20 protein-coding genes are annotated in these 25,272 nt (G+C 45.2%); 19 read left to right on the top strand and 1 reads right to left on the bottom strand.

Annotated elements, in window-relative coordinates:
- Positions 1 to 452 precede the first annotated feature (452 nt).
- The 16 genes from REG_RS05345 (at position 453) to REG_RS13270 (ending at position 22,701) form a co-directional block, all read left to right on the top strand.
- Positions 453 to 2,117 (top strand): phage tail sheath family protein, encoded by a 1,665-nt coding sequence (locus REG_RS05345; RefSeq protein WP_039907448.1) that lies wholly within the window; start codon positions 453 to 455, stop codon positions 2,115 to 2,117.
- Positions 2,118 to 2,196: 79 nt separating this feature from the next.
- Positions 2,197 to 2,655, top strand: coding sequence for a phage tail protein (locus REG_RS05350; protein ID WP_006704761.1), 459 nt, complete (start codon positions 2,197 to 2,199; stop codon positions 2,653 to 2,655).
- 22 nt (positions 2,656 to 2,677) lie between these two features.
- Positions 2,678 to 3,154, top strand: coding sequence for a phage tail protein (locus tag REG_RS05355; protein ID WP_006704762.1), 477 nt, complete (start codon positions 2,678 to 2,680; stop codon positions 3,152 to 3,154).
- 26 nt (positions 3,155 to 3,180) lie between these two features.
- On the top strand, positions 3,181 to 3,435 hold the full coding sequence (locus tag REG_RS05360; RefSeq protein WP_260200209.1) for a hypothetical protein: 255 nt from the start codon (positions 3,181 to 3,183) through the stop codon (positions 3,433 to 3,435).
- A gap of 3 nt (positions 3,436 to 3,438) precedes the next feature.
- Positions 3,439 to 4,134: a CIS tube protein gene (locus REG_RS05365; RefSeq protein WP_006704764.1), complete on the top strand. Its 696-nt coding sequence runs from the start codon at positions 3,439 to 3,441 to the stop codon at positions 4,132 to 4,134.
- On the top strand, positions 4,135 to 5,805 hold the full coding sequence (gene vgrG, locus REG_RS05370; RefSeq protein ID WP_006704765.1) for a type VI secretion system tip protein VgrG: 1,671 nt from the start codon (positions 4,135 to 4,137) through the stop codon (positions 5,803 to 5,805).
- A gap of 12 nt (positions 5,806 to 5,817) precedes the next feature.
- A complete protein-coding gene (locus REG_RS05375; protein ID WP_006704766.1) occupies positions 5,818 to 6,228 on the top strand; it encodes a GPW/gp25 family protein in 411 nt (136 codons plus the stop codon).
- A 250-nt stretch (positions 6,229 to 6,478) separates the two neighbouring features.
- Positions 6,479 to 6,913, top strand: a complete 435-nt coding sequence (locus tag REG_RS05380; RefSeq protein ID WP_006704767.1) for a hypothetical protein — start codon at positions 6,479 to 6,481, stop codon at positions 6,911 to 6,913.
- A 126-nt stretch (positions 6,914 to 7,039) separates the two neighbouring features.
- Positions 7,040 to 11,500: a baseplate J/gp47 family protein gene (locus REG_RS05385; protein WP_006704768.1), complete on the top strand. Its 4,461-nt coding sequence runs from the start codon at positions 7,040 to 7,042 to the stop codon at positions 11,498 to 11,500.
- 33 nt (positions 11,501 to 11,533) lie between these two features.
- Positions 11,534 to 12,778, top strand: coding sequence for a tail fiber domain-containing protein (locus REG_RS05390; RefSeq protein WP_006704769.1), 1,245 nt, complete (start codon positions 11,534 to 11,536; stop codon positions 12,776 to 12,778).
- Positions 12,779 to 12,836: 58 nt separating this feature from the next.
- Complete coding sequence (locus tag REG_RS05395) at positions 12,837 to 13,061, top strand: hypothetical protein (RefSeq protein WP_006707178.1); 225 nt, start codon at positions 12,837 to 12,839, stop codon at positions 13,059 to 13,061.
- Between the two features lie 50 nt (positions 13,062 to 13,111).
- Entirely contained in the window at positions 13,112 to 15,532 is a 2,421-nt protein-coding gene (locus REG_RS05400; RefSeq protein WP_006704771.1) for a hypothetical protein, read from the top strand.
- Between the two features lie 13 nt (positions 15,533 to 15,545).
- Positions 15,546 to 17,909 carry a contractile injection system tape measure protein gene (locus REG_RS05405; protein WP_006704772.1) on the top strand — a complete coding sequence of 788 codons (2,364 nt, stop codon included), beginning with the start codon at positions 15,546 to 15,548 and terminating at the stop codon, positions 17,907 to 17,909.
- 2 nt (positions 17,910 to 17,911) lie between these two features.
- Complete coding sequence (locus tag REG_RS05410; protein ID WP_039907453.1) at positions 17,912 to 20,065, top strand: AAA family ATPase; 2,154 nt, start codon at positions 17,912 to 17,914, stop codon at positions 20,063 to 20,065.
- A complete protein-coding gene (locus REG_RS05415) occupies positions 20,062 to 20,649 on the top strand; it encodes a DUF4255 domain-containing protein (protein ID WP_039907455.1) in 588 nt (195 codons plus the stop codon). Before REG_RS05410 ends, REG_RS05415 begins: the two co-directional genes overlap by 4 nt.
- 72 nt (positions 20,650 to 20,721) lie before the next feature.
- The gene (locus REG_RS13270; RefSeq protein ID WP_006704775.1) at positions 20,722 to 22,701 is read left to right on the top strand and encodes an eCIS core domain-containing protein; all 1,980 of its coding nucleotides are present in this window, start codon (positions 20,722 to 20,724) and stop codon (positions 22,699 to 22,701) included.
- Between the two features lie 161 nt (positions 22,702 to 22,862).
- On the opposite strand, the gene REG_RS12075 is transcribed toward REG_RS13270, so the two are convergent.
- A protein-coding gene (locus REG_RS12075; RefSeq protein ID WP_260200023.1) for an IS5-like element ISRein1 family transposase occupies positions 22,863 to 23,686 on the bottom strand; the annotation gives its coding sequence in 2 pieces (ribosomal slippage) (positions 22,863 to 23,299 and positions 23,299 to 23,686; 825 coding nt in all).
- 189 nt (positions 23,687 to 23,875) lie between these two features.
- Between REG_RS12075 and REG_RS13275 the strand changes: the two genes are divergently transcribed.
- The 3 genes from REG_RS13275 (at position 23,876) to REG_RS05445 (ending at position 24,915) form a co-directional block, all read left to right on the top strand.
- Complete coding sequence (locus REG_RS13275; protein WP_039907456.1) at positions 23,876 to 24,073, top strand: hypothetical protein; 198 nt, start codon at positions 23,876 to 23,878, stop codon at positions 24,071 to 24,073.
- Between the two features lie 117 nt (positions 24,074 to 24,190).
- Complete coding sequence (locus tag REG_RS14610) at positions 24,191 to 24,493, top strand: type II toxin-antitoxin system HigB family toxin (protein WP_407078949.1); 303 nt, start codon at positions 24,191 to 24,193, stop codon at positions 24,491 to 24,493.
- Positions 24,490 to 24,915, top strand: coding sequence for a helix-turn-helix domain-containing protein (locus tag REG_RS05445; protein ID WP_006704777.1), 426 nt, complete (start codon positions 24,490 to 24,492; stop codon positions 24,913 to 24,915). The genes REG_RS14610 and REG_RS05445 overlap by 4 nt, the downstream gene beginning before the upstream one ends.
- Positions 24,916 to 25,272 lie beyond the last annotated feature (357 nt).

Genomic DNA, 25,272 nt, shown 5'->3' on the forward strand with positions numbered 1-25,272 from the left:
CGAAAATTAGAGGCGACAACTAGACTGACACTGGGGGTGGGGGAAAACACTGTCAGTGTCGAGCCGGGTTCAATAACAACAGGCCAGGCTATTTTTAATCGTAAAACTCAGCATGGTAATAACGACCATACTAATGGCGATTGGTCATTTTTCTGGCAAGCGATTGGGCACTGATTGAATATCTGCCCATACTTATCGATTATTTTTGTTTATTTTTTAGCAATATACTGATTAAAAAAGCAGTTTGCCACCCGCGCAGACACCGGTAACAATTGCCACTACCCCGATCGGGTTTATCTTCCAGACTGCCTGCAGAGAGATAAACCCAGCATTAAACACTTATTTGATTAACAACGATCCCTTCATCGTCACGCTGTTGACGGTGATTGACTTGTCATTGATTGTCGCTAACGCGTCAATCATATTTTTTTAACTTACTGAGAGCATTCACTATGAGCTATAAAACTCCTAATGTGTACGTCGAAGAACAAGCCATTTTGCCTCCTTCGGTGGCTGAAGTGTCCACCGCCATTCCCGCCTTTATTGGTTATACCGCGCGTGCCGGGGCAAACAACGAACTAAAAGAGAAAGCGGTGCGCATTAGCAGTCTGCTCGCGTATCAGCGCCATTTTGGTGAGGCACCTTTGACTCACTTTGACGTTAAAGTGAACAACCAGAATGTTGTTGAAGTAAAACCTAAAAAAACATTCGATTATTTCATGTATGACTGCCTGCGCCTTTATTTTGCTAATGGTGGGGGGGATTGTTACATTGTCTCCGTCGGTAATCATCAAGAAAAGATCAGCAAAATCGCCATAGAAAAGGGCATCGACGCCTTAGAAAAAGAAGATGAGCCGACATTAATCGTCATGACTGAGAGTGCCAATCTTTCAACAGAGGACTACGGGGCATTATGTCAAAAAGTATTAATGCACTGTGCAACATTAAAAGATCGCTTTGCTATTTTTGATGCCGGTGAAAATGATATTGATCAAGTCAAAACATTCAGAGAGAAGATTGGGACGGATAATTTAAAATACGGTGCCGCGTATTTTCCTTATCTCACGACGAATTTAGGCTATCACTATAGTGATGACTCCGTGGAAGTCACCGGAATCAGTGATCCCCGTACGCAAATAGGGCATTATTCGTCTGGCGACAATGGCTTATTAGTGACCTATACCGGTAATCAAAATGATGCTCCCAAGATAAAAATAAGTAAACACACCGATGCAGAAGAAAAGTCAATTAGTGTCGTTCCCAACAACAGCTTTGTTTTGGAAATCACCATCCCCAAGACCGGCGCTTCGGCGAAAGATATTGTTGCTATTTGGAATGGTCTCAGTGATAAAAAACAATTTAATATGGAGAACCAAGGCACCGGGGTAGATATGATAACGCAAGAAATTACCTCACCGCAGGCGCTCACTTATGCGAGTGATGCTCCCAGTGCTACACGCGAGAAGTTAAGTAAACTAAAAAGTAATAAAACCGCGCTTTATAACCAAATTAGAACCAAGATTGACAATGAACGATTAACGTTACCCCCCAGTGCGGCGATAGCCGGCGTTTATGCCCGTATCGACAGAGAACGCGGTGTCTGGAAATCCCCCGCCAATGTGAGCCTAAATGATGTGATCGGGCCGACGCTGAAGATTACCGATCAACAACAAGAAAACTTAAATGTCGATGCAACGGCGGGTAAATCCATCAATGCCATCCGCAGTTTTACCGGCAAGGGCACCGTGGTTTGGGGGGCGAGAACGTTGGCGGGGAATGATAATGAATGGCGTTATATTTCTGTGCGGCGTTTATTTAATCTTATCGAGGAGTCGTTGCAAAAATCCACCACCTTTGCCGTGTTTGAGCCCAATAATGCCATGACCTGGCTGAAAGTGAGAACGATGGCGCAAAGTTATCTCGACGACCTCTGGCGTAAAGGGGCGTTAGCCGGGGCGACACCCGAAGAAGCGTATTTTGTCAAAGCAGACCGCGGGCAAACGATGACCGAGCAAGACATTCTCGAAGGAAAATTGATTGTCGAAATCGGTGTGGCGGCGGTGCGTCCCGCTGAATTCATCGTGTTGCGCTTTGCGCATAAACTGCAGCAAGCCTAACGCTTTTCTTCTGTTTTTTCTTAAAGCGGCGGTTTGATTCACTGCCTCTTATCCTTTTTTTATTATTTTTAAACTGGAGATGACCACCATGGCCACCACTGTCGCTGATATCAAAGCAGATTACCCCTTTTCTGTTTATCGTTTTAACGTAAGTATTATGGGTCTAGAAGACAAAGTCGGTTTTTCTGAAGTATCCGGGTTAGAAGTCGGGCATCAACCCATTACGTATAAAGATGGGTTGGGTTTTAAGCATATGCCGGGCATGCCAGAGCCTATCAAACTGACCTTAAAAAGAGGCATTGTAAAAGGCAATTCCACCCTTTACGATTGGATGATCAGTGTCCGTTTGAATCTTGTGGAGAAACGCGATATCACCATTAGCTTGCTGGATGAAGAAACCCATCCACTTGTGACTTGGACAGTACAAAGTGCGTTCCCCACCAAATTGGTCGCGCCATCATTTAATGCGACCAGCAACGAAGTGGCCATTGAGACGCTAGAGCTTATGGCTGATAGTCTGCGTGTTGAGCATGCATGATAAGGCATAAGGTGTTAAAATAATGCTGTTACCCAATCTTTCTGCCATGGAGATAAACACGCCGCCCGTGAGCTACCGCTTCGCGGTGGTGTTTTATCCCTCAGGTCGCACACCCAATTTAGTCGATATGCGCTTTCAAAAGGTATCGGGGTTATCACTTGAGATAAAGACCCACAAGATACAGGAAGGGGGCAACAACGTGGGTCATGCCGTATTACCCAGCGGCGTACGCGCCACGACGTTACGGCTGGAAAGAGGGATGGTGCTGCTGTCGCCCCTCAATACTGAGTTTAACAGCACACTGAGCTTTTTTCAGTTTAACCCTTGTCATGTCATGGTCACGTTACTCAATGAAACTTGTCTGCCCACAGCAGCATGGCTATTCCTCAACGCGTTTCCGACGGGCTGGCAATGTTCAGATCTGGATGCCAACGCCAATGCCATCATGATAGATACTTTTGAACTGGCGTATCAACGCCTACAAGTCCTGCGAGTGTAGCGATGCCCATTGAAATCCGCGAACTGATGATTAAAGCCACTCTGCGTGATCCGCCAGATTTTAGGGGAGAAACGACCCGATTGGCGGCCGGGGCTAATGCTGGGGATCCGTCTCAACCTGAACCGCAGGATCAGGATGCCCGATGGCGTCAACTTATCGCCGCCCAGCTTGAACGTCTGCTGCCTGAACATGTAGAGCGGCTTTTAAGCCGTGACGGTTTTTTTGAACAAGCATTAACCGACCAGATTGTGCACATTTTGGCACGAATGAAGGAAAGGTAACGTATGAACCCACTGCAAGCATTGAAGTCTGCGATTAAATTAGAAAAGCTCACGCTCTACGCCTATGACTACGTTGAACGCAGCCAGAAGCAAAAAACAGCAGAATCCTTTGAAGCACGCTTTAATCCGGCGTCGTATTCCCTTTTTTTTAAAAATACCTTTTCGCGCTTTGAACAAACTCAGTACCTCGGCGACACGTCACAATATTTGGCGGTGACCTTACTGCTCGATGGCACAGGGGCTGTAGCAGAGATGGGGCTTCATCCCACGCCGCGCCAAGACGTGCAAAAGGAAGTGAAACGCTTTCTTAAGCTGACCTATGATATTTATGGTAAAACGCACGAGGCGAGATACCTCACGCTGGAATGGGGCCGCCTGAGTTTCGATTGCCGCTTGTACTCGGTTGACGTCAATTTTACCTTGTTCGATCGCGATGGATCCCCGTTACGTGCAGAGTTGGCTGCGGTTTTTATTCAAGATGTCGACAGTAAAAAACGGTTGTTATTGGAGGATAAACAGTCCCCTGATCTCAGTCACATCAAGTGGGTGACCAGCAGTGACAACCTGCCGTTGATTGCCTACCACGCTTATAATGACATTGACTATTATCTTCATTTAGCACAATACAATCGCTTGGATAATTTTAGGCGCCTGCGCGTGGGTAGCACGTTAAACCTGCCTCCGGTCAGTGGACAGTGAATGATGAAAGGTGTCTATACCATTACGCTCTCCTGTCAGGGGAAAAAACTCACCTCACTGCAACGTCACATTGTGGCGTTAGAGGTGATACTAACGGTGAATAAAATACCGACGGCACAGTTGGTGATAGCAGAACGCGGCCCGCCTTTAGAACAACCGTTTCATTTGAGTCGGGGTGATTTTTTTAAACCGGGTCATCGCGTGGATATTCACTTACGTTATGAAGATGAACCTAAAAATGAAAAATTAATTTTTTCCGGTATCGTGGTTAAGCATAAAATTGCGTGGCATGATGATCACGGAGCACGATTATCACTGGATCTCAAAAGCCAAGCGATTCGGCTGACAACACGACGTAAAAGCGCCTTATTTGAAAAGACCACGGATAAAGACATTATCACGCGCCTGATTAGACAAGGGGGACTCACCTTGAAAGGCGCTATAGGGAAAGCAGAGGTAAAACATCCCCAAATGGTGCAGTATCACTGTAGCGATTGGGATTTTATCTTGGCGCGCGCGACCGCGAATGGATTGTGGGTGTTATTTCATTACCTGGAAGGGAAAGAGCACATCCAGATTGTGGCGCCCGATTTCAAACAGTCGCCTAAGCAAGTGTTTAACGTGAATAACGTCGATCCACAGATCGTCATCCACAACGTGGAGCTTGAGGTGGATATTCGCCAGCAATTGAACAAGGTACGCGCTGCCCACTGGGATACGCAAAAATTAGCCTTGACTTGGGTCGACGCTCAGCAAACCATTGTTAAACAAGGCACCGTCGATGCTGCGCAAGCCGCTCAGGCCATCGGCGCGGATCCCTATCCGCTGGTGCATCTGGGCGGGGTGGCTCCTGAAGAGCTCCGAGCCTGCAGTAAGGCGATGCTGGATCAAGCGCGACTCACGCTATTGCGCGGCCGTTTTCAGATAAAAGGCAGAAAAGACATCACCCTCGGTGAATGCATTGCCATTAAAGGCGTCGGAAGCTACTTTGAAGGCCAAGCGATGATCACCGGCATTCGTCATCAGCTCAACCGAGAAGGCTGGCAAACCCATGTGCAAGTGGGTCTCACCGAGGGAATGAGCCGTTCCTTCGAGATGTGTGATCCAGCGGCGGCAGGATTATTACCCGCCATCCAAGGTCTCCATGTCGGAACCGTGGTCGGGCACGAGAAAGAACAAAACCCGCAGTTTTGCCTCAAAGTCCACTTACCCCTACTGGAAGATAAAAATAAAGTGCTGTGGGCCCGGTTGGCGTCACCTTACGCGAGCGATAAAAAAGGGATGGTGTTTCGACCCGAAGTGGGGGACGAAGTGGTGTTAGGTTTTTTTAATAATGACCCCCGCTATCCGGTGATTCTGGGCGCCATGCACAGTGAAAAAAATCCGCCGCCGCTGGCTATGGAGAAAGACAATCATCAAAAAGGCATTGTGACGCAAGAGGACATGCAATTTTTAATGGACGATAAAGAGAAAACGCTACAATGGATGACCGCTAAAAATAATAGCGTGACTTTGGTCAGTGGCAAAAAATCCGGTATTTACTTGAAAGATCAACATAACAATCAGGTGAATTTAACGGAGCAAGGCATTGACATCAAACTTGATAAAAATTTGACGGCTGATACGGGTCAGAATGTGGTGATTAAAGGTAAAAAAATTGACTTTAAATAAAAGGGGCTGATAATGGTAAATGACCAGGCATTTTTAGGCCAAGGTTGGAGCTTTCCGCCCACCTTTTCACAGCAGGGGGCGGTACTGGAATTGGTGTCGGGTGAAGAAGATATTTGGCAAAGCTTACGCATTCTGCTCTCGACCAATCTGCAAGAACGCGTGATGCAACCGACGTATGGCTGTGAACTGAGTCAGTTTTTATTCGAGGAAGTCACCCAGGGCTTGATCCATCGTCTGCAAAAGATCATCAGCGATGCGGTATTATACCATGAACCCCGTATTCGATTAGATGAGGTTATTATCATGCCTCACGTTGAAGATTTATTGTTGATCACCCTGAATTACACTCTACTTACCACCAATTCACGGAGTAATCTGGTGTATCCCTTTTATTTAACCGAAGCGACGCATCTGTCGTTATAGTATTCCTTAATAGGAACGAGGCGTTGTTGAACTCTCTCTATTTACGTATCTACATACTAGGAAGTAGGTATGATTAAAACAGCCATTATCAGTGATTCAGCAATCGGGTAACAGTTTAGCGCTGCGCATTCCTGCGGCTATTTCGAGAAAAGCTCACTTATCTGACTTAATGTCATTCACATGATTTACTTTATATCTCAAACGATGACTCGGTTTGACGGGTCAGTGCGAGGTCATGGGAGGTTAACTGATGTTGGATACCATCCTCGTTGATGGCGATCGTGTGCTGTTTATGCCGCTATTTGGTCAAGCGGTGGTCGTGGTTCGTCCTGGCACACTGACAGCGAGCGGTAAACCCACTCGGCGAGGTAAAAAAATTGCGCGGGTAGGGGATGAAAAGAAGGTCTCTGTGGCAGGATGCGTCTATATCACGCCGGTGTATAGCATTCCCGGCACCGGCACACTAAAAATTGCGGCATTGGCGAGTGATCAAAAAACACAAAAAGTCATGTGTTGTGGTAAGGCGATACTGCTTAAAGGTCAACGATTTACGGCGAAATTTGAGGTGCAAAACCCCGCCAAGCAACCGCCGCCAGGGCCAGGGGCACCGATCCCCGATCCCACCCCGACCTACAACGGTACCGGGGTGTTTCTGAACAGCCATGTTCACGTCAGTGCAAAATAATAACCCCATTTTCTGAGTGCGCTATGTGCCTTCATTGAGGGCACTGCTGGAAAAATGAATCACGCTGGTAAGCCGATTCTTCAATGACACAAAAAAATTATTCTTGAAATCTTTGGAAAAAATCACATGAAGCTCGAAGCCTCTCTCTATCGCGATGGCACCAGCCAACGCCATCGGCTGTTGGCCGCTCTGGCTCCGGATTATTTTGTCGTCGATGATCGCACATTGCATGATGTTATCCAGTTTGCTCAGGCGTATGCCAAAGAACTTCGATTTCATGAAAGCGGACAAATCACCCCCACAGACTGGACCAATTTTTTGCGTACGGATAAGTGTACGGATAAACAGTTTATTGAGGATGCCGTTCGTTTTATTAAGCAGCCGGAAGCCATTGTTGACCTGAATCAGCGAATGGAGTTGATGCAACCTCATCGGGTCTTGTTTTGGGTTTTTCTCTTATTGCTTCGTTACCCCCAGCAGCAATTGAACGCCCTCACGCAGCGTTATCTCGAGTTTTATTACCGAGACTGCCTACAATTAAGAGAAAAACCGTCCCAGCCGGATCGGGCGCATGTGATCTTCGAACTGGCGCCATCTCAGCAAGCCTATTGGCTTAAAAAAGGAACCTTACTCAGTACAGAGCAAGGTCAATCTGATAGCGCGGCGCCGGTTTATCGTCTCGACCAAGATAGCGTGATCACGTCGGCCCAGGTGGCTAAAATTTGTGCGTTGGCGCTTAAAAAAGAAGTGTACGACTTTGCGACTTTTTATCACCCGGGAAAAACCAGCGATAACGATTTTGCCACTCTGTTGCAGTGGGTTTTAGAAAGGGCAGCGCAACAGGTGACTATGCCCGCAGGTTTTGAGAACGCAGCGCCAACACCTTCCATTGATTTGCCTTCGCTCAAAATGCTCGCTGAGCAAGATCAATTAAAAGGTAAACAAAAAGATTACATTGAAGAAGAGCTGGCTTTCCCTACCGTGGAAGATTTCAAAGTGTGTTTGCAAGGGCATCGGTTGCAGACGGCAGAACAAACACACCAGATTCACAAGATAATGGAACGTGTTTATCAAAACAAAATAAAGCTCCAGCGATACCAGGCACTAAAACATAAACATCATAACGAAAATTTCATCAACATGCTGGCCTTCGCGCTGGGTAATCAATTAACGGAATTGCCCAATGGGCACACTGAGATAACGTCCTTAAAAACCGATCTCACCCATCCTGCGGTCATGAATTATATTAATAAAAAGCTTTATATGAAGATTAAGGATTTTGAAAAAATCATAGAGATAGTCATTAAAGCGCCTGACATCAATTCCAAGGATTGGAAGGAAGTATATCAACGAGTCGAGCATGCTCAGACCAGACAACGAGATTATCCCGATATTCATATTGAAAAAACAACGCACCTGTGTACGCGCGTTATTCTGGATGCTGAACTGGCGGAGCATAAACCGTTTAAAGCGTTCGATTGGGCTGCAACCGATACCCCGGCTATGCTCGGTTTTGCCGTCAGTTCCCCTTTATTACGCCTTGGTGAAGGGACAAGGAAAATAACCTTAACAGTAGACTGTCAACCCGATGCTTTTCACCTCGATCAGCTGAATAAATTTTTACAACAATCGCCTTTCACTTTTCAATTAAGCGGCGCTGAAACCCATTTTGCTCCCTCGTCGGCGACAGTCACCGCAGGGCATTTTTTTTTGGCAACCGCCCTGGCGGAATACGATACGAATACGTTGGCTTTAATTTGCCGTTTTAAAGGTGAAAAGAGGCAATTCAACAGCGAGAGGGATAAGGATCACTATCTTCGATTTGAAGATGGACAGCTTTATCAAATCACGGAGGTGATGAGTGCGCAACACGCTAAGCTCCGCCCCGTCGGTTTTTTGCCGAGTAAAGGTTTCATTAAAAAATACCCTGAACTCGCTCTGACGGGCACTAGCAGCCCTTTGTCAGGCTTGGCATTAGAAGAAGTCCCTGTCACTGGAGGGATAGGCGGCAAAACCCGTAAAATAATCAAGGCAACCACCGATCTGTTTACCACGCAAGATCATTTTAAGCAGTACATTTTGTGGACGGACGGTCGGGTTTATCGGATTGATCAGGTGGAGAATGCCAAGGAAATAAAAGTCGTTGACGTTGCTTATTTACCTAATATAAAAACAAAACCCGCTAATCCACAGCTTTATCCCGATATTCAATTGACGGAAACCGAAATACTCACGGGGTTAGTGATCACGGGCGTTACTGCGAATGATAAGCAATTCACAGAAAAAGAGGTCGGTAATCGATTGGTTTGGTCCAATGGGCAGGTCTTTGCCATTCAAAAATATGTGGGTGATCAAGAAGTCGAAGTCGCTTGTATGGGGACATTACCTCCAGAGACGAAGATTAAAAAATATGCTTCTGACGCCTTATTTTTAAATGGGCTTCAGTTTACGTTCGAGCTCAATGAAACTGCCCCTGCCATGACGGCTCCGTTAATCGATGTTAGCCATCAAGGGTTAACCGGTGTTGATCCGACAATAAAAATAACCCTCAAAGCGGGGGATGACTATGACTTGTTTAAAACGATCGTAGTAGAAAAATGTAAGTTGGCAGTGAATGTGCAAGGGATTAAGGATGTAAAACTGAGAAACGATGAATCGCTGTTAACGAACACTGCTTTATTGCAGCCGTTTGGTGATCAACCTACCGACTATGCCGGATTTTATTGGGCGCACGCGGAAATTTGTGATAAAGCGTTAGATTCACTGGATTTATGCATGACCTGGTCAGGGTTACCCGAAGATTTTGGTACTCACTATGCAGCTTATAATAAACTTCCAGATAAAAAAATCGATAACACCCGTTTTCAAACCCAGTTAACCTTAGTGAACAACCGTTTAGTCACCGCCATTGGCTCGCCACAATGCTTATTTTCCACCGATCCAGAGAGTGGAAAATTAAACGCCCACACCTGTCTGAAGTTCAAAAATTTACCTAAGCTAAGTGAGGGCGATACAAGCCACTTCACACACAACGACCCCGATGAAGAAGATCCTTTGGCCTGGTCTCGCTATTTTAAACTTGCATTAACCGAGCAAGATTTTTTGCACGACCAATATGCTACGGTGCTCAACAAGAGAGCATTAGCAAAGCCGACAGAAGGCGGAAGTGTGCCGGACGTCTATCCACCTTATACGCCATTGATACGCGATTTGACGCTCAATTATACGGCCTCCGTCCTGATAAATCTGGCCCATCCTGCTCCTGCTTCAATGAATGCCGCACAATTATTTCAGCTACATCCCTTTGGAAGTAAGGTCTTGGGGGGGCACAAGGTCAATCAGTTATTACCCCAATTTTCAGCAGCGGGCTATTTATATATGGGTCTGAAAGACGCCACCGTGCCGGCACCGCTCTCATTACTGTTTCAAATTATCCCGAGCGAAAGTGATAGGCTGGAAGAAAGAGCCGATATGACATGCTATTATTTAGGTCAAGATGATTGGGTAGCCGCAGATAGCTCGACTTATCTTCATGATGAGACTAAAAAGTTGATGCGCAGTGGGGTGATTTCGTTTCATCTGCCGGCGGCCGCCAGTCATAAAAATACCCTTATGCCGACGGGTTTGCACTGGTTGTGCGGCTCCGTTAATCAAGAGCTGGTATCGTCTCAGATCGTTGCGATTAAAACACAAGCGGCAACAGTCACGTTGGCGAAGGAGGCGAATGATGAACACTACCGCAAACCGTTACCGGCTTATTCTATTAATCAACTTGTTACCGCTGATCCACAGATAAAAGCGGTCACGCAACCCTACGCTTCATTTGGAGGGCGTGCCAGGGAAAATCATCAAGCTTTTTGGCAACGGACGAGTGAGCGATTACGTCATAAACAGCGCGCCATTTCCAGCTGGGATTATGAGCGATTAGTTTTAGCAGCGTTTCCACAGCTCTACAAAGTCAAGTGTTTAACACAAACACAACTGAGGGTATCACCCTTAGCGAAGGTCACTGTCGTGGTTATCCCCGACAATGCCAATAGCGAACCTTTTTTGCCGTTGAAACCCAAGGCTCCGCGTGATTTGCTGGAAGCAATCAAAGCCTATTTAAGCCAGTATATTTCCCCTTTCGTTGATTTGGAAGTGAAAAATCCAAGCTATGAACAAATAAAATACTCTGTCACTGTTTGCTTTAAAAAAGCCGATGAACCCGGTAATGGTATTGCTGAACTCAATAAAGCGATTAAACGCTTTTTGTCACCTTGGGCCTATGAAAGTACCGCGGAGGTGACATTCGGTAGCTATATTCACAACTCATTGTTAATCCATTTTATTGAAAAACAGCCTTATGTCGATTACGTCGCCCAACTCAGACTCATTGAACACAGCAAACTGGACAGTGATCTCACGGCTTCTAAGGTCGATTATCCGATACTGGATGTGGATCAAGCGCAAGTGCACGCCCCCGATGCTGTCTTGGTTTCTGCGCCGGAACATAGGATCGAATCAGTGACAAGGCATCAGCATGAAGATATTGATTTTGAAGGGATTGGTCACATGATCATTGAAACAGATTTCATCGTTCATTAAGGCTTTACATTTAATTCTATAGAGGAAACCACAATGCCTCAAAAAACCAGAGCAGAGCTAAAAGACCGCTTTAAGCGCGGTGACAAACCCACCGCGCAAGATTTTAGCGATCTGTTCGAATCTTTTTTAAACGTTAAAGAAGATTGGATCAAAAAACCGGAGGGGGTTGAAAAGCCGCTGCGCATCATGTCACAGAGCGACCAACAAAATTGGCTCGATTTTTGTACCAGTGAGAAAAATTGCGATACGAATTACTGGCGTTTAAATCATCAACATCAGAATGATAGCACCGGTTTCAATTTATCTTATAAGAGTGAAACCCGACTTTTCATTGATGAAGGAAAGGGGAAAACCGGTATTGGCACCTTTAATCCCGGCGCACAATTGCATATTCAGTCCACGGCGGGTGTGGATATGTTACGTGTTGGCACTGCTGATACTACTGCCTTGTTTATTGAAAAAGACGGTAAGGTAGGCATTAATCATGCAAGTCCAAGCTACGCATTGGATATTCAGGGTAAAGCCCAGGCATGGGGTTTGGGCTTAACGGATCAAACAACACATTGGGAGAAAAATGGTACCTTGTACCAGCGTAATGGGCTCGTTTATCTCACCACCGATCAAGGGCTTCATCTGCGCAGGCAGGGCGGGGCAGATGCCGATACTGCGTTTCATTTCGACACCACCCAGAGAACATTAACGATTAGCACACAAAATGTTAATCAAAAATCGATAGACGCAAAGGGTCATATCAAGTGTAACAGTTATATCGCGTGTAAAAATGGAATCAGAATCACTGATGGAGCAGCAAGTGTACATTGGGACGCTGAGGCCAGTGCGTTTTATCGGTACAATCAGTTTTGGTATCTCTCGGTAGACAATAACCTTTATTTTCGCAAAAAAGGAGCAAAAAATGTCGCTTTTCACTTTGACATCGAAACCGCAACGTTAAGAGCCAATAAGTTTCAACAGGCCTCTGATCGCCGCCTCAAAACCCATATCAAACCGCTCGGGCCGGTGCTTGGCAAAATACTACAATTACAGGGGATCTATTATGACTGGAGTGACCATTCGAGGACAAAAGACTATATCAAAGAACCGCAAATAGGGTTAATTGCCGACGAACTGCAAGCGTCGTTTCCTGAATTGGTCGCTTGTGACCAAGATAATTTTAAATACGTTGATTACGGGCGTTTTACTGCTGTATTGCTGGAAGCGGTCAAACAACAGCAGCAAATGATAGAGAAATTGTTTGTGCATTTGAAACTAACGCCATAGAAAACGGTTCACCCTCAAAGCCACTTTTATCCCCTCCAACACAGTGAGCCGCCCCTACATGAAACAACCATTACAGCGTCGTCTTGACGAGTTAAAACAGGCCTTTTCGCAAGGCCAAGCTGTGTTTAACGAGCTTAAAGAAAAACAAGCCAATACGCATGACACCTTGTTACGTCTACAAGGGGCAATTCAAGTGCTAGAAGAAATATTGCCGCAAGAACCCGAGCCCGTTTCTGATGAAGCCGAGAAAGCCCTTCATCCGTCCCCAAAAGACGACAATTGAGATAAAACACAACCGGATGTGACTTAACAGTAAAATACAGAGCAAACAGTATGATAAACAACGATGCCATGGCCACGACAGCGCCACCCACAACGCCAACCCCGCTTGGCATGGATTATGCATTTCTGCGCAAAACGGGTATTGAGCATATTCAACGCTTAGCCGGTGAACTGTGGACTGACCATAACACACATGATCCCGGTATCACGCTATTGGAGTGTTTATGTTACGCCATCACCGATGTGAGTTATCGCTTATCGTTTGATATGAAAGATTTGTTGGCCGTATTGCCCACCCACGGAAGCAACCCGTCAAACATAAGCCGTGCCCCTTTGTTTACAGCACGTGATATTCTGACTTCTCATCCTGTGACGCTCAACGACTATCGCAAATTGTTAATCGATATTCCTGGCGTCAGAAACGCATGGATTGAAAAAAATCCCGCTTCTTTGGTGCCCATTTATTATGAAGCCCAATCCAATTGCTTACACTTGAATCAAGCCACGGCAACGGCAAAACCGTTGTCTCTGCACGGAGTATACCAAGTGTATATCGCCAAGGACGACACGGTTTCCGATGGCAAAAAGGAACAAGCGCTGATGAAGACAGTGAAAGCGCGATTACACCAATACCGCCAGATCGCCGAGGATTTTGCCGATCCCATTCTGCTGCCCTTTGAAGAAATTACCGTAAAATTACACATCGTGGTGGCCGATGATGTGGATCTCGATCACTTAGCGGCGCATATCTACTGGCAATTAAGTCAGGCGATTGCACCCACGCTCTCTTTTCATTCACTGAGTGCCAGGCGTCAGGAAAATAGGCCGATTGACACGATTTTTGAAGGCCCTCCTTTAGCCAACGGTTTTATTGATGAGACTGAGCTGGAAGGATTTGATCGAAAAACCACGCTGCGTAGCTCCGACTTTATTCATATTATTCTCGATATGAATGGTGTGCAGTCGGTGAAAAAAATTGCGCTGGAAAGCAGTCAAAAGAGCGGAGTTCCCCAACCCTGGGTGTTGGAACTGGATCCGAATTACACACCGAAATTCAAACCGTTGGAACAACTGCTCGAAAATGATCTACAATTTGAGCGAAAGGGTATCCTTTGTCAAATCAATATAGAGACGGCTAAAGCACATCTCAAAAACGTGAAGGAGCGCGTGGCATTCGATAAAAAAAAGCCGCCGCCGCTAGAAGATATTCCACTGCCCCTCGGTCACTATCGACACCTTGGCGACTATATGTCGATACAACATGATCTCCCCCCCAACTACGGTATAGGGTCGTTAGGGCTGCCCGAATCCGTCTCACCAGAGCGTAAAATTCAAGCAAAACAGTTAAAAGCGTATCTCCTTTTCTTTGATCAGTTGCTGGCCAATTATCTCGCGCAGTTAGCAAATATTAGGACGCTGTTTTGCCTCCCTACAGGAGATACTGCGTCTCGGTCGATTCAGACGTATTTTACCCAATCCGTCACCGATGTGCCGGAACTCGACAGTGTACTGAATCCCGATCACAAAACGCATTTACAGCAAGCCATAGAAAATATTGACACGAAAATAACACGTGAAAATAAATTGTTGAATCACTTAATGGCTCGCTTTGGAGAGCAATTTATCGATGACGCTCTGTTGTTATATGACAAACAACAGCAGCGTAAGCCGATGATTTCTCTTGGCGAAAATAAAGCGCCTTGGCAGGGGTTTCATCTCGAGGACAAACTCGCTTTTCTGCAAGCCTACCCGCAAATGAGTGCCGCCCGCGGCAGCGCCTTTAACTATACCCAAAAAAGGGGGGATACGGACAATATTGCTGGCCTCAAAAGGCGTCTCTGCGGATTATTAGGTATACAAGCGGTGAATACCGCCACGATTAACGATGAAGGATTTCACCTGGTAGAACATCTATTACTGAGACCTCGATCGTCACCTAGCGAAACAACCGATCCCTACTGGGCGTTTGGTTCATCGATTACTCGTTTTTCTCAGTCAACTGAATTTCCCGAAAATACAATTTGTCACTCCACCAACCATGGTTTACAGCGAGGTGATCACATCATTATTTCTAATACCACCCACTATAACGGTCATCAAGAAGTCGCATGGGCGGATAAAAATGACTTTTACATCAAAAAAACCTTTGTGAAGGAAAAAGAGAATAAAGGGCAATGGTCCATGAACATTCATGGGAAAGATCCTTATTCACTCCAACTGAGTTTTGTTTTTCCTGATTGGCCTGCGCGTTTCCAAGAAAAGAATTTTAAAAAACTCCTCTACGACACCTTAATCAGCGAGGTGCCTGCACATCTGGTGATTAAGGTGCATTGGTTTAATCAGAGCGCTATGCGGGATTTTGAAAAAATTTATCAGCTGTGGTTAGCGAAAACGGCAACAGATCCTAGCTCTACTTGGCAAGAATCGTTGCAATTACTGGCATTGCTCCGCATGGGCAAAGCGTTAACGTAGCAGTCTACAGACGATGCCAACGCACCTTATACAATGCCAAACCTGGATAGTGCACTTGTCCTCACAGCAGCCAAGCTGGGCGATAAAAAATACCCTCAGTCAATGGGCGCGCATACAGCTGCCGCCGATCTTGGCAAAGATTTGTGATGAGCAGATTGAAGCTAATCAATGGTATTCACTGGATAAAGTGGAACTGGATTTAGGGGTCATTACATTACCTGCTGAGCCACAACAGGTTATTGAGCAGATCGCTACGGCCTTTTCCCAGGCATTAGCTGAGCAATTACAGAACCTTAGGCCAGCGGCGATCATGAAGCGCGATGAAAATGCACAAGCGCTCCGTACGTTAGATTATTTTATTAAAACGGGCACGCGACCTTGGTGGGTTTCCAAAGACACCGTGGCACTGACTCAATGCCTGCTTTGGTTAATTGACCGTACCCCCGCACGGCTTAGAGAAAAATTATGTCACTACCTCGCGCAAGCCGCCACTTTACAGCGCCTCATTGCACAGTGTTCTGATGATCAGCTATTAGCTCTCAGTCGACTATTAGCCCAAAACGATCATGTGGGGCTGTGGTGTCAACAAATCAGTGCCCCTTTACACCGTGCTTTTACCCGAGAACAGTTTGCTGCCATGGCATTAAGAAGCGCTTATTGGCAAGCCATATTAATCACCAGTGAGATGATGAACCGTGTAAAAATCGATAAGACAGCTTTTTATAAGCATGTCCTGCTACACCTGGCCACCCATTGTCAGCTCAATTATCATTACCTTTTGGTGAGGCTGTTCACCACACTCAAGGCGCAAGAAAAAATTGCCGCCCCCTGGCCGACACTGTTACCTGAGCAGCATGGCAGTCCATCAACACGGGAAAAAAATGATGTAAACGCTTTTATAAATGAGGCTATTTATGAACAACTGCTCACCCAATTACAAATACTGAGAGCTTTTTGTACAGCCAAAAACAAGCAACCATTTCTCTCTTATACTCACACGCCAGTGCTTGATATTGCTCGCCAAACAGGGCTGATAAGCAAGGTGGATCGCCTTGTCGACATCATCATGGCGAATAAAAAAAGATTTTCTGAACATCCTCAGACGCGAGAAGTGGAACTCAATCGCTTTAGGGCGTATTTAAACAAAATAATCCCTCAATTAGGGATCCCTTCATCTGAAACGTTGGCGCATCTGCCTTATCACCGCCTGGTGACGTTGCAACAAACGCTGAAGGAACTTGACACTTTTTCACTCATGCGAAAACATCACGTTTTTATTCGTAGCATCATGGAACAGATAAAGCCAAATGTGTCAAATCAAATCACACTCAGGCATCAAGAGGGTAAAATCGCGGCGCTTATCCCGCTGTTAAGGCAATTATTAAGCCGATTACAGCAAGAAATCACGAAAGCCGAACACCAATCCACGTCGAGTAAACGCGTTGACAAGGTTCAGCATGAACGCCTGTTACAGGGAACACGGCCAACCCCGTCGATAACAGTCGCCGATTGTGGAATCGGTCAATCTGAGCAATGCCAAAAGAGTCAGATAGCCTCATTGATCCCTCACAGCGAGAAAGCGTCGTTAAATGATTTAAAAGAGAAAGTGACAAAGTTGCGTAAACACTATGGACGCTTATATCGGCAATACCAAGCACTATTAACATTGACGGGGCAAACCGCTACAGTGAAAGCGGCTAAGCACGACGTTGCCAACCTTATTTTGAGTACGCCGTCCTTGCAACCTGTCACGGCAATGATCAATACGCTCTCTGTGGTGCTAAAAAAACAGCAGCAAGCACATCAAGCGGCGTTAATGCTCACGAAAACAAGGCACCCGCCACCTTTATTGGCAAGAGAAGCGGATACTGATCAACAGGAAGCTATTTACGTTGATAATGCAGGGCTAGCGCTTTTAGCGATTTATTTAAAACCCTTTTTCACCACGGCGTATTTACTGCAAGGCGATCATTTTATTGATCACCTTGCGGCGCGGCGAGCCGCGTTGCTATTACAATACCTGATGACCTCACAGTCGATATGCTTTGAAGAAACCTTGACGTTTAATAAACTCCTGTGTGGTCTGGATTTACAAGTGCCGATTGAGCGCACCATTGAAGTCAATGTCGCGGAACAGGCGGCATGTGATCAGCTCTTTGCGCAGGTTAAAGCTCAATGGCCGGTGATGACACGCCTATCAAACTCCTATTTGATTCAGCATTTTCTTATGCGCCAGGGGGTGATACGAAATCACCCCTATCACTGGCAATTACAAATAGCGCGTACGTCCCACGATGTGTTGATGAAAGGGATCACCTGGCCTATCAACCTCATTCAATTACCCTGGCTTGACAAACCGATACAAGTGGATTGGTAAAAATGCCCCTCTCATTCTTTTCAAGCTCGTTTGAGCATTTGCTCGCCGAGCTTAAGCGCATGGACGCTTTGATAAAAGCGTATGTAAAACAAGCAATCACAACACAAACGCATGATAATCCCTACCCCGGTTTGCAAGTGACGGCCCAAGAAGCGCAGGCGTTACTTAATGACACTGTGGGGCTGCCTTTTTGGCATACAGCGTATGCCGACATCGATTCTCCTTTGAGTCAATTCGCTCATGAGCGCCAGGCGATTGACCAGGCGGTTGAGCAGAGTATTAAAAAGCAGATCTCGCTACAGTTAATCGCTTTGCAGCAACGCTTTCAGTTAACGCCTCAGGAGATTGACATTTTACTTATCTGTTTAACGGTAGAATGGGATGCCCGCTACGCGGTATTTTTCGCTTATCTGCACGATAATGTTAATCAAAAACGACCCACGATGGATCTGATTTTAAACCTATTAAGCCAAAGTTGGAGCGAAAAAGGGGCTATGAGACGGTGGCTTTCCCCTACTGCAACGCTGAGGCGTTACGCACTGATTGAAATCAACGAGCAAAACGGGGCGTCTTCTCTCAGCCGACCGGTCAATATCAGTGAGCGGATCACTCACTTTCTGCTAGGGCAAGAAGATTTAACGGCGGCACTCAGCACAATAGTGTCGATTATGACACCCGATAAATCCTTATCGGCGTTAATATTGCCCGCTGCCTTGCGTGATCGCCTCGATAACCTGCTCACACAGCACCGTGCTGAGCTTGCGCAGGCAGTGATTTATTTGCAAGGGGGCACTGGCGCGGGTAAACGAACGCTGGCGCAAGCCCTGTGCCATGCGTTAAAGATAACGCTATTGGTGGTTGATTTACCGGCATTGATAAAAAGTCAATCGCAGGAGCGAGTAGCATTGATCTTACGTGAAGCCTATTTGCACAATGCCGCGATTTACTGGCGTGGCATGCCATCAGTCTTGCAGGCTGATCAACAAGACTGGCGCCAGCCAATCATGGCGGCTTCTAAGGCGTATCGTGGGCTTGTCTTTATGGACGGTGAGGCCAACTGGCCCTGGGCACAAACGAGGGTCCCCGAGAAGAGAATACTGACGATAAGCCTGCCGCCCTTAACCACACTGCAAAGGCAGGACTTATGGCAACGCGCGTTACCCCACCTTGATCAAAACACGGTCATAGACGTAGCGACGCGCTTTCGCTTTTCGCCTCGCCAAATTTTTTCAGCCGCACAGCTGGCTAAACAAGTTAGCCACGGGGATAATCCCCGCGATCTGAGCGCTGATGACGTCTTTTATGCCTGCAAGTTACAAACCACGCAGACACTTTCAACGTTGGCGCGCTCCTGTCAACCCAGCGCTCAGTATCCCGAGATCATCTTGCCTCTGTCTTGCCAGCAACAACTTGATGAATTGCTCCATCATGTTCAGTACGCCACCACCGTGTATGAACATTGGGGATTTGCTCGTCAGCTCACACGTGGGAAAGGATTAAGTGCGTTATTTTCCGGCTCCCCGGGAACAGGCAAAACCCTGGCGGCCGAAGTTGTCGCCGCTCGCTTGAAATTAACACTGTATAAAATAGATCTCTCCTCGATAGTCAGCAAGTACATTGGTGAAACCGAAAAAAATTTAGAGCAACTCTTTTTAGAAGCCGAAACTCATCAGGGGATCCTCTTTTTTGATGAAGCAGACGCATTATTTGGCAAGCGTAGTGAAGTGCAAAACGCGCATGACCGCTATGCGAATATGGAAACCAGTTATCTCTTGCAGAAAATCGAAGCGTATCCGGGGATCATTATTTTAGCGAGCAACTTTCGACACAATATCGATGACGCCTTTGTGCGCCGGTTGCAATTTTGTATCGATTTTCCTTTTCCGACTGCCGAGGAACGCTTGCGGATTTGGCAAGGGATTTGGCCCAAAGAAACCCCGCTTAGCACCGACATTAATTTCTCTACCTTGGCGACCCTTGAGATTGCGGGCGGTCATATTAAAAATATCGCCTTGGCGGCCGCATTTAAAGCCGCGAGTACTCCCTCCACGCCAAAAGGCGCTCAGGTGACCCTGGCGCATATTAAAGCGGCCGCGCAAAGTGAGTTTAAAAAAATGGGCAAAATCATCCATCCAGAACAATGGGCTTTCTTATGATAAATGACCTCAATGACACACTCGCTGCCTTACTCGAACAAGAACTCGCGTTGAAAGAGGCAGGGATTAACGTTGTCTTTGCCGCGCCTGATACACGCTTTTTTCAAAAAATCACCCCACCACTGATTGCTATCTTTCTTTATGATATTCGAGAAAATCTGACGTTAAGGGTGAGTGAGCCTTTTGCCCAGCAAAAAACGGCGGGGGCTGATACCACCTCTCTCACCCGTTCACCGGCTCCTATCGATTATTCGTATCTGATTACGGCCTGGGGCAGCAGCGGCAGTGAGATCGCGCCGGATAAAGACCAGCATGACATGCTGAGCCGGGTACTTCATGCCTTATTACGTCACCCCATCTGGCCGGCCGCACTATTAAAAGGGCAGTTAGCAGCGCATCCTCTGCCGCGTGCCTTTGTCGCCCAACCTGGCCATTTACATAATATGGCGGAATTTTGGAGTGCCATGGGGGGACATCCACGGGCAGTACTGCACTACACGGTAACCGCTCCTTTACGCGCATACGACCCGATAGAAAACATCCCCGTGGTGAAGTCCGTTGCTCATCAAGCAGGCAATAAATGATGAGGCAGCTCGGTTGATGACACAAACAGAACATCTGCTTAACAATGACATTTTTATCTGAAGGAACACATTATGGCTACAAGTGGTCACAACACTTTTCAACCTGCTACATCTCATAAACAGCAGCACTTCCCGCGAGCAGCCAATCGGACGCGGCATGCCTCCTCCCCTGCGTTCCATCCCGTTATTCCCTTACAATTTCAACGGAACCCACAGCACGTATTAGCGGCACAAAGCCTGATAGGTAATCGTGCTGTTGTACAATTATTGAATCAAACGCATAACCGGGAAACCCAATCTGTCAATAAAACCGGTTTGCCGACCCCACTCAAAACGGGCATAGAATCCCTGTCGGGGATAGACTTAAGTGACGTGCGTGTCCATTACTATTCAGAAAAACCCGCACAACTCCAGGCGTTAGCTTATGCGCAAGGCGAGCACATCTATTTAGGCGCTGGCCAAGAACGGCATTTGCCGCATGAAGCCTGGCATGTGGTGCAGCAAAAGCAAGGGAGAGTGAAACCGACACTACAGATGAAAACAGGGATTGGCATTAACGATGATGCTACTTTGGAACAAGAAGCAACGCAGTGGGGAGAGAAAGCAGAGCACTATACACCGAATGAGGATTTATCGTTACTTCGCAGAGAAGCGGTAGATGATCCCCAGGTGGTGCAACGTAAGGTAGAAAATCTGACACTGGAAAGTGGTGATAATCTGAATACTATTGTAGGTGTATTGAAGCAAGGCACTATCATCGTAAACGGTACTCCCTGGTATCTAAATGAAATATACCAGGCTAATGTGGACGGACTAAAGAAAAAAGAGGGTTTAATTAACCTACACCGTGCCAAGTTCGCTAAAGCAACAATTGTTCCTGAGATAGATGGTAAACGAGGAGAAAACACTTCAGAATACCGTCATGTAAAAGCGTTAGGAGAGTGGGAACATTTAGCGTCTACTCATACTAAAGAGAGAGATTTAGATACGGGTCACCTTATTGCTGATGTCTTTTTCGCTCCAGAACAGAAGCAAGAATCCTATGTAGCAAAAAATTTAGCACCTCAAGATACTCATATAAATGTTTCGGATTACAAACGAAAAGAGAATGATATAAAAAAAATCGTCAAGGACGATATATCAGTTGAAATGCACGTGAAATTAAACTACGGCGACTCGCCAAAGTATTCATTAAAAACACTAGTTGAAAGAGGTGCGTTAAAAAATGTGTACAAACCGAAAAAGGACAAAACGGATCCCAATTTCTTAAAAGAATTAGAGGATCAGGAAAAGAAAACCAGCATAGAAGTACCAAGACGTATCCCTTCGCAATGGACTCTTGATATACAGAAGCTAAAAGGAGAAAAGGAGGGTGATACCATAAAATATAAAAATGAGGGCGATCCAGAACGTAATAGTGGTTTTACTAAAGAACTTGCATTTTACGACCCTAAGGGTCTGTTAAATCCTACGGAAGTTTTTAAACATAAAGATAATAGTTATCGGTATACAGAAACTCAGTTAGAAGAGGGAGGAAAAACTATTAAGTATGCCGAAAAAGCTAAAAAATATGAGGAATTGTTAAAAACGATAGAAACAGAATATGTAAACATTGAAAAGCCAAAAGGATTGAATGAAAATGACTATTGGATCCTATTTCAGCAAACTTTAATTAATACTTTAAAGTATGCCGAAAAAGCTAAAAAATATGAGGAAGTGTTAAAAACGATAGAAACAGAATATGTAAACATTGAAAAGCCAAAAGGATTGAATGAAAATCACTATTGGATCCTATTTCAGCAAGCTTTAATTAATACTTTAAAGAAAAATAAAGAAGCATTCCAAAATGAATTGAATTTATTAATTAAGAAAATAATAGACGAGATGGTTAAGATGGACGAGTCCGTTAAGATGGACGAGTCCGTTAAGATGGACGAGTCCGTTGAGATGGACGAGTCCTTTAAGATGGACGAGTCCGTTGAGATGGACGAGTCCTTTAAGATGGACGAGTCCGTTGAGATGGACGAGTCCGTTAAGATGGACGAGTCCTAAATGAAAATGAATTGGATTTATTAATTGAGAAAATGGACGAGTCCGTTAAGATGGACGAGTCCTAAATGAAAATGAATTGGATTTATTAATTGAGAAAATGGACGAGTCCTTATAAGATGGACGAGTCCTTTAAAACAATAGACCTCTTCGGAAACTATCATTTATCTAATTTCCATGTTATAAATTGCAGCAATCAGATTAAATCTTAATCCAAAACGTTTTCGCCTGTTTCGATAACGGTCTGATACAATTTTAAATCTTTTAATCATACCAATGACATGTTCGTTTAATACACGCTGGCTTGATAACGCACGATTGTTGCGTTTATCTTCTTTTGTTAAGGGATTTTTCTTTGTCTTTTTCTTAGGCAACGCCGAGTTTGAATGAATCTTGCCAAGCCCTTGGTAACCTGTATCGGTAACTGTTTTGATGTCAGGATGTATTCGCACACCAGACTCCTTAAACAACCTAAAATCATGGCGCCTCCCATTCGTAAAGCTTGTACAGATGACTGCTTTACTTTTTTTATCAACGAGCACTTGTGTTTTTAAGGTGTGTCGTTTCTTTTTTCCTGAGTAAAACGGCTTTTGTTTTTTTGGGGACGTTCAATCGGCGTTTCTGTGGCATCAATAAGAACCAGCTCATACTCCCTATCCCTTTTTAATACAGCTTTGCGTCCAGGTAGGGCAAAATCAGGATGCTTTATTAGCGTATTCTCTATCCATTTAATCGTTTCATAGCATGTGCTCTCACTCACGCCATAGCTTTGGCTGACATGAAAATAAGTGCGATATTCTCGTATATACTCCAGTGCCATTAATAAGCGCTCTTCTAAACCCCGCTTGGGTTTCCGACCTCCCTTCCCTTGCTTACTCTTATCTGCTTCATTCAATATCTTTATCATCTTTTCAAATGTACTGCGTTTAACACCCGTTAAGCGACGAAATTTTTCCTCTTCCAGTACTTTTATTACTTCATATTTCATGGCGGCTCCTTGTTCAGGAGTGTTTTACCAAAATTCTTATATGAATGCTAGTTTCCGAAGAGGTCTAATGAAAGATGATTCGGGAATGAATTTAGCCCATCGCCGCCACGATATATCCGAGTGCGCTGGTGAAGCGAATAGAAATTTATCGTGATGAAATTGTGGTGGTTTTTCGGGTAAATCCCGGGAATGATACCAGCCTGGAAACAGGATCAGACAAAACATCTGGCAGAAGTTTGCCAGATTGTTTGCGGAGTACTAATGGCCCCCCTAGGGATGGAAGAAGTAGGTGATTTCCGCATTTCATTGGCAGGGACTCAGGAGAAAACGGCACTGTTCAGGTATCAAGACCGTTGGCAAAGGCCACAAAGCAGTACCCACGACTAGCCACACCTCGACTCTACCCCTTTCGTCAAACGACCCCTACTGGCTTTCTTGTATTCCCGCGTTTTTTAGGGTGGTGTTGTTATTGCGCAATATAGCAATATGCTATATTATCTTCCTATGCATATTCTTTCTAAGAAAGCGCTTGAAACCTTCTGGTTAAAGCATTCTGTCGCTAAATCGCCTTTAGAAGTTTGGTACCGGCTGGTTAGTACGTCCAGATTTGATACGTTTACTGATGTAAAAAAAACTTTTAATTCAGCTGATTACTTTTGTCCCTATACAATATTTGATGTAGGTGGAAATAATTTTCGGGTCATTACTATTATTCATTACAATCGGCAAAAACTTTATATTCGTGAAGTCTTTACTCATGCTGAATATAACCGTTGGAATAAGACACACAGGAGGAATAAATTATGAGCGCAGCCACGATTAATCCCACTGTTATTGGGTCTGCTTGGAAAGCTTTTCAAGATTTGTTACCTGTGAAACTAGGTACGATCCAGAGTAATACACAATATAAACAGGTTATCAGCTTAATGAACAGTCTGCTTGATGTTGTTGGCAACAATGAAAACCATGCACTGGCAGATTTTCTCGATCTTGTCAGTCAGCTTGTGGAGGACTATGAGAGTACTTTGCATTTGATCCCTGATGCATCCTCACATGAAGTGCTACGTTTTGTTATGGAACAAAATGGTCTGAATCAGACTGATTTAGCGGAAGAAATAGGGGGGCAGTCTGTGGTTAGCGACATCCTTAACGAGAAGAGGCGTATCAATGTGCGGCAGGCTAAATTGCTTGCGGTTCGGTTCGGTGTATCGCCTGCCGCTTTTCTGTAATTTGGTGAGCTAATCACTAGCGATTTCTATTTCTCCGTTATTGCGTACCCAATCAACATTGAATTCAGAATAAAATTCAACCATTTGATATAACGTTTTTCATTCGTTAGCGTTGATAATGGGTATTATCCAAATAGCATTTGGTTTCAATAGCAATTTAACAAAAATTGTTAATCTAAACGAAAATAGAGTGAAATTTACTCTTTATTCATGTACAGTACATCTTCTTTTTCTGCTTAAAGTTATCGCAGGGCTGCAAAGAAGACCACTTGACACTTAAGTATGTCTTAAGCAGACAGCAAGTATTGAATATAGCGACTCGGGTAATGTGAATGACGTTTCCTACAGGAGCTAATG

Origin of the sequence: Candidatus Regiella insecticola LSR1, from assembly GCF_000143625.1 — a bacterium.
Classification (GTDB): Bacteria; Pseudomonadota; Gammaproteobacteria; order Enterobacterales; family Enterobacteriaceae; genus Regiella; species Regiella insecticola.